The sequence below is a fragment of the Micromonospora sp. USAFONa4 genome (assembly GCF_057197825.1).
Window position 1 is genome coordinate 2,120,090 of sequence record NZ_CM170072.1, and the last position, 14,859, is coordinate 2,134,948.

The window sequence follows — 14,859 nt, forward strand, 5'->3', positions numbered from 1 at the left end:
CGTTAACGACCATTAAGGTTATGCGCGCGAGTCTGCCACGTGACGTTGTGTTGTCGAGGCGCCGTGGGAAATTTCACGAGCCCAGCGGGCTGCGCGCGCACCGTCCGGCGGGGCGGGTCGGCTCGCGGCCGGTCGGTCGCTCGCCGGCTCGCCCGCCGGTCAGGCCAGCGTGTCGGTCAGCCCCAGCAGTTCGGCGACGAACTCGGCCGGCCGCTCCAGGTGCGGGCTGTGCCCGCAGCCGGGCAGCAGCACCTCGCGGTACGCCCCGCCGGCCGCCGCGTAACGCTCCAGCACCGCCCGGGTCTGCGCCACCATCGGCTGCGCCGGGCAGGCTGCCTCCCCCGGCCAGCCGGGCACCACGCCCAGCGAGCCCAGGTGGGCCAGGTCCATCATCGCGGTGTCCGAGACGATCACGTCGGCGTCCCCGTGGATCCAGGTGATCGGCGGCTTCCCGGGCACGGCGACCAGCTCGTCGGCGATCCGGAAGTGCGCCGGGGAGAGGGCGTTGAGCACGCCGCGCCGTCCCGGGGCGGTGCCGGGCCAGTTCGTCGAGGCCACCGCCGTACCGGGGTAGTTGTCGTCACCGGTCGCGGTGGAGAGGAGGCTGTCCAGCAGCAGCTCCTCGTCGTCGCCGAGCGAGGCCGGGTCCGCCACGTAGGTGGCCCGCAGCACGGCGCGCGGGCTGGCCGGGCTGTCCACACCCCGGTCGCCGGCGGCCAGCCGCCTGACGAAGTCCCCGTTGGCGGTGCCGCCGCCGGTGCCGGCGAAGTCGGGGGTGGTCGGCGTCCCCGCCAGGTCCCGGGTGCCGCCGTAGCCGTAGGGCGAGACCGGAGCGGCGAGCAGCAGCGCGCCCACCCGGTCGGGGTGGTCGACGAGCAGCCGCATGGCCACCCCGCCGCCGAGCGAGTGGCCGACCACCACCGGCCGGACGCCGGGGGCGAAGAGGGACGGCTCGTCGAGCAGCGCGGCGACGTCGTCGGCGAAGTCGCGCAGCCCCCGGGTCGCGTCCACTCCGACGGTGTCGGTCAGCCCGTAGCCGCGCAGGTCGGGCGCGACCACCCGGAGGGTGGCCGGCAGTCGCCGCAGGAGCGGCTCCCAGAAGGCCGCCGACGAGCAGTTGCCGTGGATCAGCAGTACGGGAACGCCGTCCGGCGGCCCAGCCACCCGTATCGCCTGGGTGATGCCGTTCGCCGACACCTGCCGCTGTCCGGTCTCCATCCGCCGGATGCTGCCACGAGGGCGCCGGACGCGTCCATGGGCCGGCCCGCCACCTTCCCCGGCCCGGAGGTGTGCGCCGGCATCCGCCGTCGGTGCCGGTCAGGACGGCGCGGACGACACCGCCGGAAGCGCCAGCGGCGACGCCGCGTCGACTGCCGGGGTGGCCTGCGCCGCGATCGGCAGCGGCAGGGTCGGGCGGCGGTCCCGGCGCGGCTCGCCGAAGCTGAAGCCCACCGGGTCGGTCCGCGCCACGCCGGGGTCGAAGACGCGCAGCTCGGTGCGGCCGAGTCGGATCACGTCCCCGTCGGCCAGCCGCTCCACGCCGGTTATCCGCCGGTCGTTCAGCCAGGTGCCGTTGGTGGAACCCAGATCCGCCAGGGCCGCCCCCTCGCCCGTCAGCCAGACCTCGGCGTGCCGGCGGCTCAGGTGGGCGTCGTGCACCACGATGTCGGCGGTCGACCCCCGGCCGATGACCTGCCGCTCAGGGCCCACCCGGACGCTCAGCCCCCGCATCGACCCACCGGCCACCGTCAACAACGGTCTCAGTTCCGGATGTTCCTCCATGGAATGTCAGCCTCCACCCCGCGCGGTCACCCCGCGCGTCAGCCTGCCACCACACGGTAGTCGCTCCCACCGCCGCATGGTCACCTCCGCGTCCCCGGCCGGACACCTCGCGTTCGGCGATTCGGCGCCCTCCGGCGGAAGAATCATCACAAGTCCGGCCGACCGGCGTCCACCCCGTTCCGCCGTCCCGCGGCCGGTCCGACCGGCGGGACCCGGCCGTCGCGGCCCTACCGGCGAGTAATTCTCGGGTCTAGACTTCCGCCATGACGGCTGTGCGTGTCCCGGGTACCCCGGTCATCGAGGACGGTCGGCTGGTGTCGACGAGCCCGGCGACCGGCGCGGAGGCCGGACGCCTGCCGGTCGCCACCGCCGAGGACGTCGGGCGGGCCGTCGAGCGGGCCCGAGCGGCCGGCGAGTGGTGGGCCGGGCTCGGCTTCGGCGGGCGCAGGGAGCGGCTGCTGCGCTGGCGCACCCTGCTCGCCCGGCGGATCGAGGAGATCGCCGAGCTGGTGCACGTCGAGGGCGGCAAGCCGATCGCCGACGCCGTCGTCGAACTCGTCAGCGCCGTCGAGCACGTCGACTGGGCGGCCCGCAACGCCGGCCGCGTGCTGGGTCCCCGCCGGGTCCGCTCGCGGCTCGTCCTGGCCGAGTTCTCCGCCCACCTCGAATACCAGCCGTACGGCGTCGTCGGCGTGATCGGTCCGTGGAACTACCCCGTCTTCACCCCGATCGGCTCCGCCGCGTACGCGCTGGCGGCGGGGAACGCGGTGGTGCTGAAGCCCAGCGAGTACACCCCTGTCGTCGGGCAGTGGCTGGTCGACACGTTCGCCGAGGTGGTGCCGGAGCAGCCGGTGTTCACCGCCGTGCACGGGCTCGGCGACGTCGGGGCGGCGCTCTGCCGCTCCGGAGTAGACAAGGTGGCCTTCACCGGCTCGTCGGCCACCGCGCGGAAGGTGATGGCGGCCTGCGCCGAGTCGCTGACGCCGGTGCTGCTGGAGGCGGGCGGCAAGGACGCGATGATCGTCGACGCCGACGCCGACCTGGACGCCGCCGCCGAGGCGTGCGTCTGGGGCGCGCTGACCAACGCCGGCCAGACCTGCATCGGCATCGAACGGGTCTACGCGGTCGAGCCGGTCTTCGACGCCTTCGTCGGCAAGGTCGTCGAGCGGGCCGGCCGGTTGACCGTCGGCCCGGACGACGCGGACATCGGCCCGATCACCATGCCCAGCCAGGTCGACGTGATCCGCCGGCACATCGACGACGCGCTGGCCCGGGGCGGCCGGGCCGTGCTCGGCGGCGCGGACGCGGTGCAGCCGCCGTACGTACGGCCGACCGTGCTGGTGGACGTCCCGGAGGACTCCGCCGCCGTACGCGAGGAGACGTTCGGGCCGACGCTGACCATCAACCGGGTCCGCGACGCCGACGAGGCCGTCGCCCGCGCCAACGCCCTGTCGTACGGCCTGGGGGGTTCGGTCTTCGGCCGGCGGCGCGCGGTGGCGATCGCCCGGCGGCTGCGCTCGGGCATGGCGTCGGTGAACTCGGCGCTGACCTTCGCCGGGATGTCCACCCTGCCGTTCGGCGGCGTCGGCGACTCCGGCTTCGGGCGCATCCACGGCGAGGACGGGCTACGCGAGTTCAGCCGCGCCAAGGCCATCACCCGCCGGCGGGCCCGGTCGCTGCTGCCCTCGACGACCTTCGAGCGGACGCCGGCCGACGTCGCACGACTCGTGAAGGCCATCAAGGTCATGTACGGCAGGTGACTGTCGGATAACCGATCATGAACACCCTCACATGTGTCCAACGTGGTGGGAGCGGTACATTGCGTTAAATGCGCCCCCATCGATTGCGCTTCCACCTCGTCGACAGTGACCGGTCGTGGAGTGCCCGGCAACGGCGTCGCCGCGCCGACTGGCTGGTCCGGACGTTCCCTGACCTGGAGAAGATGCACGTCATCGACCTGGGCGGCCGGCTCGGCACCTGGACCCGGGCCGACGTGCGGCCGGCGCGCGTACACGTGGTCAACCTGGAGCGACCGCCCACGGACGTGCCGGAGTGGGCGGAGGTCGACCGGGCCGACGCCTGCGACCTGCCGGCCCGGATCACCGCGCGCCGCTACGACCTGGTCTTCTCCAACTCCGTGCTGGAGCACGTCGGCGGGCACGAGCGGCGGCTGCGCTTCGCCGACGCCGTGCGCAACCTCGGCGACCGGCACTGGGTGCAGACGCCCTACCGCTACTTCCCCATCGAGCCGCACTGGATCGCGCCGGGGATGCAGTTCCTCCCCGTGCGACTGCGGACCGCGTTCGCCCGCCGCTGGCCGCTCGGGCACAAGCCGACCCGCAGCCACGAGGCCGCCATCCACCAGGTGCTCTGGACGGAGTTGCTGGACCGCTCGCAGATGCGGCACTACTTCCCCGACTCGCGGATCCTCGTCGAACGGGTGGCCGGCCTGCCCAAGTCGCTGATCGCCGTCCGCGCGGACGGCCCGCCGGAGCCGCCCCGTTGACGTTGCGGCGGGCCCGTCCTCCGGCCTCCCCGCAATGCCGCGAGGAAGGTCCGTCAGAACAGGGTGAGCTCGTCGCGCTCGATGCCGCGCAGCTTGTCGTAGTCGACGACGACGCAGCGGATGCCCCGGTCCGTGGCGAGCACCCGGGCCTGCGGCTTGATCTCCTGTGCCGCGAAGACCCCGGCGACCGGCGCGAGCAGCGGGTCTCGGTTCATAAGCTCCAGGTACCGGGTGAGCTGCTCCACGCCGTCGATCTCGCCGCGCCGCTTCACCTCCACGGCCACAGCGCCCTGGTTGGCGTCCCGACAGAGCAGGTCAACCGGGCCGATCGCCGTCATGTACTCCCGGCGGACCAGCGTGAACCCCTCGCCGAGCGCTTCCGGGTTGGCCGCCAGCAGCTCCTGGAGATGCGCCTCCACGCCGTCCTTGCGCAGGCCCGGATCGACACCCAGCTCGTACGAGGTGTCCTGGAAGATCTCCTCCAGGGTGATCCGCAGCTCCTCCCCTGCCTTGTTGACGACCCGCCAGACGCCGGGGGCCTCCTCCAACCGGCAGGGCGGGCTCATCCAGTTCAACGGCTTGTACGCCCGGTCGTCGGCGTGGATCGACACCGACCCGTCCGCCTTCACCATGAGCAACCGGGTGGCCGGCGGCAGGTGGGCCGAGAGCCGTCCGACGTAGTCCACCGAGCACTTCGCAATGACCAACCGCACCCGACGAGGGTAGCCGAGACCCCGGCCCGCGCCACCGAGCGGCACTGGCGTGCCGGTGCGATGCTGAGACGGTGCTCGAAGTTCTCACCGGTACCGGTCTCGCCGCCTCGGCGGGGCTGAACGCGTACATCCCCCTGCTCACCATGGGTCTCCTGGCCCGCTACACCAGCCTGATCGACCTGCCCGGAGGCTGGCAGTGGTTGGGCAACGGCTGGGTGATCGCGATCCTGGCGGTGCTTTTGGTCGTCGAGGTCGTCGCCGACAAGGTCCCGGTGGTCGACCACGTCAACGACGTCGTGCAGACCGTGGTCCGGCCGACCGCCGGCGGCCTGGCGTTCGGCGCCGGCTCGTCGTCGGAGACGGTGACGGTCAGCGACCCGGGCACCTTCTTCTCGTCCAGCCAGTGGGTCCCCGTGGTGGCCGGGGTGGTGATCGCCCTCGGCGTACACCTGTTGAAGTCCGCCGCCCGACCGGTCATCAACGCGACCACGGCCGGCGTCGGCGCACCCGTGGCCAGCACCGCCGAGGACGCCACCAGCGTGGCCATGTCGGTGGTGGCGATCATCCTGCCGGTGCTGGTGCTGGCGTTCCTGCTCGGGCTGGTCGTCTTCGTCTTCTGGTTCGTGCGCCGCCGCTCCGACCGCCGCCGGGAGCGTCAGGCGGCGCGGGCCGCCGGCTTCCGCGTCTGACGCATCCGGACATGCCGCTGGCCGGCACCCCGGTTGGGGTGCCGGCCAGCGGCGTACGTGCGCGGTTGGTGTCCTGCTGTCAGCTGTTCCAGTGCTCGGCGACGAGGTCGGCGGCCTGCTGCTCCCACTGGGCGTAGTGGTCGGGGTACGCCGACACCTGCACCGTCTGCGCGGCCTTCGTCAACGGCATGTCCTGCCACCCGTCGACCTGCTTGAGGCCCTTCAGGAACGCCGTGGTCGAGTACTCGGGGTCGGTGATCTGCTCCACCGTGCCCCAACCCGAGGACGGACGCTGCTGGAACAGGCCCTGCGAGTCGTGGTCGTTGCGGTCACCCAGATGACCCAGGTTCTCCAGCTTCGACTCCTGCAACGCGGTGGCGATCGACACGACGGCGGCACGCTCGTCCATGCCGGCCTTCTTCGTCGCCGCGATGATCGCCTTCACGTTCGCCACCTGCTCATCCGACAGGTCGATACGCGACTGCGCGCCCTGCACGCCATGCGGCACCAGCTTGCCCATGTCCGGCTTGTCGGCCTGCACCGCAACCGCCGTGATCGGCGAGCCCGCCTCGACCTCGACACCGGAGTTGGCGTGGTTCAGCGGACCGGCAGCAAGACCACCGGCGACCGCCAGGCCAGCAATACCAAGAACGCTCTTACGCATGATCGTGTTCATCGGAAACGCTCCATTCGGGGGTCGGCACCCGCACCGAGGGGGATCGGCTCACGCGGGTGCAAGCACCGTCCGGCGCTCATGAACTCACGGGGGATCTCCGGCAACTCGTCCGGAGGAAGATCGGATCGGCCACGCCCGCCGGATGCCTGACCGCGAAGGTCGAAGCTGTCTCGCGGGGCGGGGACCCCTCACGGGATGCCCTTACGCGGGCCGTGACCATGTGTAACCACCGCCGACCCGCCATCATTCCGGGGCCCAGGCCCGCCAGCCGTCGGACAACGTGGCCTGGCCCACTGGGACGGGGTCGGCCGGCGGTCTCGCTCGGTCGTACGCAGGGTGTAACGACCCCGCCCCCGCCACGATTCCGCCCCCACGATGCCTCCGGCCACACCCAAAAAAACCGGACAAAGCATCCAGCACGGGGCGTCAGGTGAAGCCCAACGCGGACACAATCGGACCCCGGCGACGAGACCGGACACCGAAGCAGACAGGCGGCAAGGTGGGTGACCCGTGACACCCCGCCCGAATTGCCCCGCCTTGGGCCACCCACCGACGACCCACTCACTTAAGCCGCCCCAGATGGCCACTCAAAACGGACACCGGCCACAAACGGGTCCGCAGTCACCCCGTCCGTTGGAGATCTTGGTAGGAGAGTGCCTCTATAGGGGCGTTTTCTTGCCAAGATCTCCGGTTTGAGCCCGGCGGACGAGCGGCGTCCACCCACTGGTGATCAGGACGCCATGGACGTCAAAACCGCCCGGTAACGTCCATGACGTCCTGATCACCAGTGCCCGCCTCATGGCGGGCAGGCAGGTAGAGCTCGGGGACCCGACGGGCACCGCCCCGCCCGGGACAAGGCCGCGCAACCAACCCGGACAGGGTCCACGCGCGCAGCCTGCTCAGGCAGCAAGCTCGACAGCGGGCGCGCAGGAAACGTCACGCGCTGACATCATCTCCCGGTGCACGTGAAGATCCCCCGCGTTCCGCTCGTCGCGACCCTCACCGCCGTCGTCGCCGCCGCGGCTCTCCTCGCCCTCCCGAGCCCGCTGCGCGCGCCGGCCGACGCCGGCATCGTCCGCATCGCGGCAACGGATCGTGCCCCGACCGCCCCGGAGACCACGGCCTCCGCCGCGCCCGCGGGAACGGTGACCCCGGCCGCCCCGGAGACCACGGGTGCCGCCACGCCCGCGGCGACGGTCCCCGGCGCGACCCCGGTCGGGACCAGGCCGCCCGTCGTCGACCACGGACCGCGTACGGGGAACAAGGTGGCGCTCACCTTCGACGCCGACATGACGGACGCGATGCGGTACCAACTGCGCAGCGGCGCGGTGCGGTCGTACGCGAACCTGAAGATCATCGACCTGCTGGAGCGGGAGCGGGTGCCGGCCACCTTCTTCCTCACCGGCAAGTGGGTGGAGCAGTACCCGGACGTGACCCGTCGACTCGCCGCGAACCCGCGCTTCGAGTTGGCCAACCACACGTACGGGCACCTGGCCTTCACCCCGGACTGCTACGGCCTGCCCCGCATCGCGGAGCGGGAGATGACGGCCGACGTGGCTCGTACGTTCGACGTGGTGGCCGCGTACGGGGGGCGGCAGACCCGGTACTTCCGCTTCCCCGGGCTGTGCCACGACAGGAAGGCGCTGGCCGCGCTGGCGCCGCTGGGGGTGACGGTGGTGGACGGCGACGTGGTCAGCGGCGACCCGTTCGCGAAGTCGTGGCGGCCGGTGGTCCGTGCCTCGCTGAACGGGGTGCGTCCGGGATCGGTGATCGTCCTGCACGTGACGGAGGCGAACGCGCCGATGACGGACGAGGCGCTGCCGCACATCCTGGCCGGGCTGGCCGAGCGCGGCCTCGAGCCGGCCCCGCTGTCGGAGGTGCTCGGAGTGGGCTGAACCAGGCTCGACAAAACCCACAAAAGCCTAAAATCGGGGCACGACTCTATAGGAGGTCACCATGACCGCAGCAGTGGAGATGCCCCGCGTCCAGGAATGTGTCGTGGCGGCGTGCTCGTACAACCACACCAACGACTGCCACGCCTTCGCCATCACCATCGGCAGCCCGGACCACGCGCACTGCCACACCTTCATCGAGATGCCGGCGGTCCGTGGCGGGGTCGACGGCGGCATGACCGCGCAGGTGGGCGCCTGCCAGCGCGCGGACTGCCAGCACAACGAGCAGCTGGAATGCCACGCGCCGGCGATCAAGGTCGGTCCCGACAACGACATGGCCGACTGCATGACCTACGTCAGCCGCTGACCTGGGCACGGTCGCACCGGCGTCACGCCGAGCCGCGACGCCCCGGGCAGGACGACCCAGGGTCCCCTGAGACCGGACCAGCCGACGGACAGGCCCCTGGCGACGCGTGCCCTCGCCGGGGGCCTTCCCTCAGCGCAGGCCGTTGGCCTCCCGGACCACGGTGACCAGGTCGTCGATGATCCCGGTCAGGGCGAAGTCCTTCGGCGTGAAGACCCGGGCCACCCCGGCGGCGCGGAGCTGCTCCGCGTCGCCGGCGGGGATGATCCCGCCGACCACCACCGGCAGGTCCGGCCGGCCGGCGGCGCGCAGGCCGTCCAGCACCGCCGGTACCGCCGCCAGGTGCGAGCCGGAGAGGACCGAGAGGCCGACCAGGTCCACGTCCTCCTCGACGGCGGCGGCGACGATCTGCCCGGCGGTCAGCCGGATGCCCTGGTAGACCACCTCGAAGCCGGCGTCGCGGGCGCGTACCGCGATCTGCTCCGCGCCGTTGGAGTGCCCGTCGAGGCCGGGCTTGCCGACGAGCAGCCGCAGCCGCCCGCTGCCCAGCTCGCGGGCGGTGGCGGCGACGCGCGCCCGGACGGCGGCCAGGGTGGCGTCCCCGCCGGCCCCGGCGGCGCCGGTCAGGCCGGTGGGCGCCCGGTACTCGCCGAAGACCTGGCGCAGCGCGCCGGCCCACTCGCCGGTGGTCACCCCGACCCGCACGCACTCCAGCGTCGCCGGCATCAGGTTCGTCGTGGTCGCGGCGTCCGCGCGCAGCCGGGCCAGTGCCGCGTCGACCGCCGCGTCGACCCGCCCGGATCGCCACCGGCGTACGGCCTCAGTGGCCGCCGCCTCGACGGCCGGGTCGACCTGTTCGACGGACTCGGCGCCGGCGGCGGTCAGCGGCGACGGCTCGGTCTCGGTGAACCGGTTGACGCCGACCACCACGTCGGCGCCGGACTCCATCCGGCGGCGGCGCTCGGCCAGCGAGGCGACCAGCGCGCTCTTGAGGTAGCCGGTCTCGACGGCCGCGACGACGCCGCCCATCTCCAGCACCTTCTCCAGCTCGACCCGGGCGCCGGTGACGATCTCCTCGACCAGCGCCGTCATCACGTGCGAGCCCTCGAACAGGTCCGGGTACTCCAGCAGGTCCGACTCGTACGCGAGCACCTGCTGCATGCGCAGCGACCACTGCTGGTCCCACGGCCGGGGCAGGCCGAGCGCCTCGTTCCAGGCAGGCAGCTGCACGGCGCGGGCGCGGGCGTCCCGGGAGAGGGTCACGCCGAGCATCTCCAGCACGATGCGCTGGATGTTGTTCTCCGGCTGCGCCTCGGTCAGGCCCAGCGAGTTGACCTGCACGCCGTAGCGGAACCGCCGCTGCTTCGGGTTCTCCACCGCGTAGCGCTCGCGGGTGATCTCGTCCCAGAGCGCCCCGAAGGCCCGCATCTTGGCGATCTCCTCGACGAAGCGCACCCCGGCGTTGACGAAGAAGGAGATCCGCTGCACGACGTCGCCCATCCGCCCGGCGGGCACCTGCCCCGAGTCGCGGACCGCGTCGAGCACCGCGACGGCGGTGGAGAGCGCGAAGCCGACCTCCTGCACCGGCGTCGCGCCGGCCTCCTGGAGGTGGTACGAGCAGATGTTCACCGGGTTCCAGCGCGGCATCTCGCGCAGCGTGTACGCGACGACGTCGGCGGTCAGCCGCAGCGACGCGGCCGGCGGGAAGATGTGGGTGCCCCGGGAGAGGTACTCCTTGATGATGTCGTTCTGCGTGGTGCCGGCGCAGCGGGACAGCTCCGCGCCCTGCTCCTCGCCGACCGTGCCGTAGAGGGCGAGCAGCCACATCGCCGGCGCGTTGATGGTCATGGACGTGTTCATGTCGGCCAGCGGGATGCCGTCGAAGAGGGCCCGCATGTCGCCGAGGTGCGCCACCGGCACACCGACCCGGCCCACCTCGCCGGCGGCGAGCTCGTGGTCGGGGTCGTAGCCGGTCTGCGTCGGCAGATCGAAGGCGACCGACAGGCCGGTCTGCCCCTTCGCCAGGTTGCGGCGGAAGAGCGCGTTCGTCGCCGCGGCCGAGCTGTGCCCGGCGTAGGTGCGCATCACCCAGGGGCGGTCGCGCTCGGGCAGCCGGCCGGGGAGAGCCTTCTCGTCCATGGCGGGAGTCTAAGTTACCGTTCAGTCACCAGAGCTGTGGAAAACCACACAGCTCCATGGAGCGGAAACCCGGGTGCGAAGCGCCCGACATGGGCGCGACCACCACACCCCGGCCGGCCCGCCGCCGCGGCCAGGTCGCACACTTGACGCATGCATGACGAGCTGGCGATCTCCGTCCGGGGACTGCGCAAGGCGTACGGGGACAACGTCGCCGTGGCGGGCGTGGATCTCGACGTCCACCGCGGCGAGGTCTTCGCCCTCCTCGGCCCCAACGGCGCCGGCAAGACGACCACCGTGGAGATCCTGGAGGGCTACCGGCGGCGCGACGCCGGCGAGGTGAGCGTCCTCGGCAGCGACCCGGCCCGTCCGGCCGCCGACTGGCGCTCCCGGGTGGGCATCGTGCTCCAGGGCACCGGCGAGTTCGACGAGCTGACGGTCGCCGAGGTGGTGCGCCACTTCGCCGGCTTCTACGCCGACGCGGACGACCCCGACAAGGTCGTCGAGCGGGTGGGGCTGGCCGGCAAGGCGAAGGCGCGTACCCACACCCTCTCCGGTGGGCAGAAGCGCCGGCTCGACGTGGCGCTCGGCATCGTGGGCCGCCCCGAGCTGCTCTTCCTCGACGAGCCGACCACGGGCTTCGACCCGGAGGCGCGCCGCGAGTTCTGGGAGCTGATCCGCGACCTGGCCGCCGCCGGCACCACCATCGTGCTCACCACCCACTACCTCGACGAGGCGGAGTCCCTCGCCGACCGGGTCGGCGTCATCGCGGGTGGCCGGGTGGTCGAGGTGGCCACGCCCGACCAGCTCGGCAACCGGCGCGAGGCCCTGGCGACGGTCTCCTGGCGTACGCCGGAGGGGACGCGGGAGACGGCGGAGAGCGCGACGCCGACGGCGCTGGTGGCGGAGCTGGCGGCGCGCTTCGGCGGCGAGGTCCCGGGCCTGACGGTGACCCGGCCGACCCTGGAGGACATCTACCTGCGCATGATCGGACACCGATGACCACCACGACGAAGCCGGCCGCGCCGGCCACCACGGCACCGGCCCGGCGACCCGGTCCGGTCACCCTCAGCCTGCGGCAGAGCCGGCTGGAGATCACCCAGTTCCTGCGCAGCCGGGAGTCCGTCGTCTTCACGATGGGCTTCCCGGTCATCATGATCCTGATCTTCGCGGCGATCTTCAACGACGAGATCGCCCCCGGCGTCAGCTACACGCAGTACTTCATCACCGGCATGATCGCCACCGGCCTGATGACGGTGAGCTTCCAGAACCTGGGCATCTGGATCCCGATCGAACGGGACCGGGGGGTGCTCAAGCGCTACCGGGGCACGCCGATGCCGAAGTGGGTCTGGTTCGCCGGCAAGGTGATCATGGTCGTGGCGATCGGCATCGCCGAGACCGTGCTGCTGCTCGCGGTCTCGGTGGCGCTGTTCGACCTGGAGCTGCCCGGGACCGCCGCGAAGTGGCTGACCTTCGGCTGGGTGTCGGTGCTCGGCGTCACCGCCTGCACCTTGTGCGGCATCGCCATCTCGTCGCTGGCCCGCACCGCCCGCAGCGGCTCGGCGGTGGTCACCCCGGTCGCGCTGGTGCTCCAGTTCATCTCCGGGGTGTTCTTCGTCTTCACCGAGCTGCCGACCTGGATGCAGCAGGTGGCGGCGCTCTTCCCGCTGAAGTGGATGTGCCAGGGCCTGCGCTCGGTCTTCCTGCCGGACGGCTTCGGCGCCCGCGAGCCGGGCGGCTCGTTCGAGCTGGACCGGGTCGCCCTGGTCCTCGTCGCGTGGTGCGTGATCGGCCTGGTGCTCTGCCTGACCACGTTCCGCTGGACGACCAAGCGCGACGGCTGAGGTGCGAGCAAGGGCCCCGTCAACGTCTCCGGTAGGGGAAGGCCCCCGGCTAACGCGCGGACGACGTGAGGGCGACACCGAGCGGCGTACGCCAGTAGAGCACCTCGCGCCCGGACCGCCGCTTGCCGACGGCGCCCGCGTCCAGCAGCACCCGCAGGTGGTCGCCCACCGTCCCGAGGGAGAGCCCGGTCACCGCCACGAGTTGCGAGGTGCTCAGCGGCGTGTCCAGCCTGGCCAGGATGTGAGCCCGGTTGGCGCCGATCAGCCGGGCGAGCCCGTCGGGCGCCGGTGAGGTGGGATCGACGAGGATCCCGCGCACCGGGTACACCATCCCGAACCGGGTCGGCCTGTCCCAGACCACCCAGCCGCGACGGCAGTGCGCCGGGAGGAAGACCAACTGCTCTGCCTCGTCCAGCGACAGCGGCGGCTCCGGGTAGTCGTTGACCTGGAGCCGACCGTCGCCCAGCCAGCACACGTTGCGGTTGAGGTCGGCGAACACCCCGGCCCAGCCGCCCGCGCTCAACGCGGCGGTGCGGGCCACGATGTCCGCCCGGAGCCGGCGTTCCCGCTCCGGCCACTCCGGCTCGACGGTGTGCGTCCAGACCCAGTCGAGCAGCTCCACCACCTGCCCGGTGAGACCGTCCGCCAGCAGCTCGGCGGCGATCGGTTCCGGGCGGGTGGCGCGCAGGTCGGCCCGGATGCGCTCGTCGGACAACCGCCCGACAGCCGCCAGCTCCGCCGCGAACGTCGGTTCCGGTGCGGCGGGCGCGACGGTGAGGAAGTCGGCGGTCCACCGGGGGTGGAACGAGGCGGGCAGCAGCGCCCGGACCACCGGCCGACCGGCCAGCATCCGCCGGAACGCCGCGACGTGCGGCTCCCGCCAGGCCCGCTGCCACGGGTTACGCGGGTCGTGCAGCGCGCGCAGCGCGGCGACCGTGTCGACCATCGGCGAGACCGTGAAGCGGCTGCGCGCGAGGAGATCCGACGGCACCTGCCAGACGGCCATGTTTCGCCTCCAGACGTAACTCTAGGAGATCCACCCGGCACCCCACACGATCGGGCCCGTGAGAACGTACGCAGATCTGCTCGCGGTCCGGGAGTTCCGCAACCTGTTCCTGGCGAACTGCGCGGGCATCGCGGCGCACACGACGTCGGCGCTGGCGCTGGGCTCGCTGACCTACGCGTCGACCGGCTCGGCGCTGCTCACCGCGCTGAGCATGTTCGGCGCGCCGCTCGCCGGCGTGCTCGGCAGCCTGACGTTGCTGTCGGCCGCGGACAGCCTGCCGCCCCGCCGGGCGCTGACCTTCGCCGCCGTGCTGGTCGCCGCCGGAGCGGCACTCCAGGCGGTGCCCGGCCTGCCGCTGTGGGTCCGCTTCGCGATCATCTTCACCGGCGCGTACGTCGGCTCGATCACGGGCGGGGCCCGGTGGGCGCTGCTCACCGACATCCTGCCGACCGACGCCTACGTGCTGGGCAGGTCCACCATGAACACGAGCGTCGGGGCGATGCAGATCGCCGGCTTCGGGCTGGGCGGCGTCCTGTTGTTCTGGCTGGACCCGTACGAGGTGTTCCTGCTCGCGGCGGTGCTGCGGGCGGTGGCGGCGGCAGTCGGGTGGTTCGGGATCTCGGAGCGCCCGGCCCGGACCACCGCCCGGACGACGGTCGGGCGCACGCTCCGGGTGAACCGGGAACTGTGGGCGGACCCCGGCCGCCGCTCGCTCCTGCTCAACCTGTGGCTGCCGCCCGGCCTGGTCGTCGGCTGCGAGGCGCTGTTCGTGCCGTACGCCGGGGACCGCGCCGGCTTCCTCTACGCCGCCGCGGCCCTCGGCATGCTGGCGGGCGACGTCGTGGTGGGACGGTTCCTGCCCCCGGCCCGGCGCAACCGGCTGGTCCCCGCCCTGCGGCTGCTGCTCGTCCTGCCCTACCTGGCCTTCGCGCTGTCGCCGGCGCTGCCGCTGGCCATGCTGGTCGCGGTCGTCGCCTCGGTGGGCTTCGCCGCCGGGCTGCCGTTGCAGGAGCGGCTGATCGCCCACTCACCCACCGAGATCCGGGGCCAGGTGCTGGGCCTGCACCACAACGGGATGATGGCCGCGCAGGCGCTGTGTGCCGTGCTCGCCGGCACGGTCGCGGACCTGGTCCCGGCGGGCTGGGCCGTCGCGCTGCTCGCCACGGCGGCGTTGGCGGCCACGCTGATGCTCACCGCCGGGCTGCGGCGGACCGCCCCCGCGCCGGTGGAGGCGGTCCGCTGAGCGGCTGG

At 72.6% G+C, this 14,859-nt stretch carries 14 protein-coding genes; 8 read left to right on the plus strand and 6 right to left on the minus strand.

Annotation, left to right across the window (positions count from 1 at the left end):
* Positions 1 to 159: 159 nt before the first annotated feature.
* The gene (locus AC0OO9_RS08820) at positions 160 to 1,218 is read right to left on the minus strand and encodes an alpha/beta fold hydrolase (RefSeq protein ID WP_484516848.1); all 1,059 of its coding nucleotides are present in this window, start codon (positions 1,216 to 1,218) and stop codon (positions 160 to 162) included.
* A 99-nt stretch (positions 1,219 to 1,317) separates the two neighbouring features.
* A complete protein-coding gene (locus tag AC0OO9_RS08825) occupies positions 1,318 to 1,782 on the minus strand; it encodes an FHA domain-containing protein (RefSeq protein ID WP_484516850.1) in 465 nt (154 codons plus the stop codon).
* A 263-nt stretch (positions 1,783 to 2,045) separates the two neighbouring features.
* Between AC0OO9_RS08825 and AC0OO9_RS08830 the strand changes: the two genes are divergently transcribed.
* Positions 2,046 to 3,542 carry an aldehyde dehydrogenase family protein gene (locus AC0OO9_RS08830; RefSeq protein ID WP_484516852.1) on the plus strand — a complete coding sequence of 499 codons (1,497 nt, stop codon included), beginning with the start codon at positions 2,046 to 2,048 and terminating at the stop codon, positions 3,540 to 3,542.
* A 68-nt stretch (positions 3,543 to 3,610) separates the two neighbouring features.
* Complete coding sequence (locus AC0OO9_RS08835) at positions 3,611 to 4,288, plus strand: methyltransferase domain-containing protein (protein ID WP_393167953.1); 678 nt, start codon at positions 3,611 to 3,613, stop codon at positions 4,286 to 4,288.
* Between the two features lie 53 nt (positions 4,289 to 4,341).
* Here the strand turns inward: AC0OO9_RS08835 and nucS are convergent, their stop codons facing one another.
* Positions 4,342 to 5,001, minus strand: a complete 660-nt coding sequence (gene nucS / locus AC0OO9_RS08840) for an endonuclease NucS (protein ID WP_421454045.1) — start codon at positions 4,999 to 5,001, stop codon at positions 4,342 to 4,344.
* 71 nt (positions 5,002 to 5,072) lie between these two features.
* On the opposite strand from nucS, the gene AC0OO9_RS08845 reads away from it, so the two are divergent.
* Positions 5,073 to 5,690: a DUF4126 domain-containing protein gene (locus tag AC0OO9_RS08845; RefSeq protein ID WP_421454047.1), complete on the plus strand. Its 618-nt coding sequence runs from the start codon at positions 5,073 to 5,075 to the stop codon at positions 5,688 to 5,690.
* Between the two features lie 79 nt (positions 5,691 to 5,769).
* Here AC0OO9_RS08845 and AC0OO9_RS08850 read toward each other — a convergent pair whose 3' ends face one another.
* Positions 5,770 to 6,366, minus strand: coding sequence for a hypothetical protein (locus tag AC0OO9_RS08850; RefSeq protein ID WP_484516855.1), 597 nt, complete (start codon positions 6,364 to 6,366; stop codon positions 5,770 to 5,772).
* 959 nt (positions 6,367 to 7,325) lie between these two features.
* Between AC0OO9_RS08850 and AC0OO9_RS08855 the strand changes: the two genes are divergently transcribed.
* Entirely contained in the window at positions 7,326 to 8,261 is a 936-nt protein-coding gene (locus AC0OO9_RS08855) for a polysaccharide deacetylase family protein (protein WP_484516856.1), read from the plus strand.
* Between the two features lie 61 nt (positions 8,262 to 8,322).
* On the plus strand, positions 8,323 to 8,625 hold the full coding sequence (locus tag AC0OO9_RS08860; RefSeq protein WP_484516858.1) for a DUF1540 domain-containing protein: 303 nt from the start codon (positions 8,323 to 8,325) through the stop codon (positions 8,623 to 8,625).
* Between the two features lie 129 nt (positions 8,626 to 8,754).
* On the opposite strand, the gene AC0OO9_RS08865 is transcribed toward AC0OO9_RS08860, so the two are convergent.
* Entirely contained in the window at positions 8,755 to 10,761 is a 2,007-nt protein-coding gene (locus AC0OO9_RS08865) for a protein meaA (protein WP_484516859.1), read from the minus strand.
* Between the two features lie 150 nt (positions 10,762 to 10,911).
* On the opposite strand from AC0OO9_RS08865, the gene AC0OO9_RS08870 reads away from it, so the two are divergent.
* The gene (locus AC0OO9_RS08870) at positions 10,912 to 11,760 is read left to right on the plus strand and encodes an ABC transporter ATP-binding protein (protein WP_484516861.1); all 849 of its coding nucleotides are present in this window, start codon (positions 10,912 to 10,914) and stop codon (positions 11,758 to 11,760) included.
* Complete coding sequence (locus AC0OO9_RS08875) at positions 11,757 to 12,602, plus strand: ABC transporter permease (protein ID WP_484516863.1); 846 nt, start codon at positions 11,757 to 11,759, stop codon at positions 12,600 to 12,602. Before AC0OO9_RS08870 ends, AC0OO9_RS08875 begins: the two co-directional genes overlap by 4 nt.
* 49 nt (positions 12,603 to 12,651) lie before the next feature.
* Here the strand turns inward: AC0OO9_RS08875 and AC0OO9_RS08880 are convergent, their stop codons facing one another.
* The gene (locus tag AC0OO9_RS08880) at positions 12,652 to 13,608 is read right to left on the minus strand and encodes an ArsR/SmtB family transcription factor (RefSeq protein ID WP_484516864.1); all 957 of its coding nucleotides are present in this window, start codon (positions 13,606 to 13,608) and stop codon (positions 12,652 to 12,654) included.
* A 58-nt stretch (positions 13,609 to 13,666) separates the two neighbouring features.
* Here AC0OO9_RS08880 and AC0OO9_RS08885 point away from each other — a divergent pair, with 58 nt between their 5' ends.
* Positions 13,667 to 14,851, plus strand: coding sequence for an MFS transporter (locus AC0OO9_RS08885; RefSeq protein ID WP_484516865.1), 1,185 nt, complete (start codon positions 13,667 to 13,669; stop codon positions 14,849 to 14,851).
* The last annotated feature ends 8 nt before the right edge of the window (positions 14,852 to 14,859 follow it).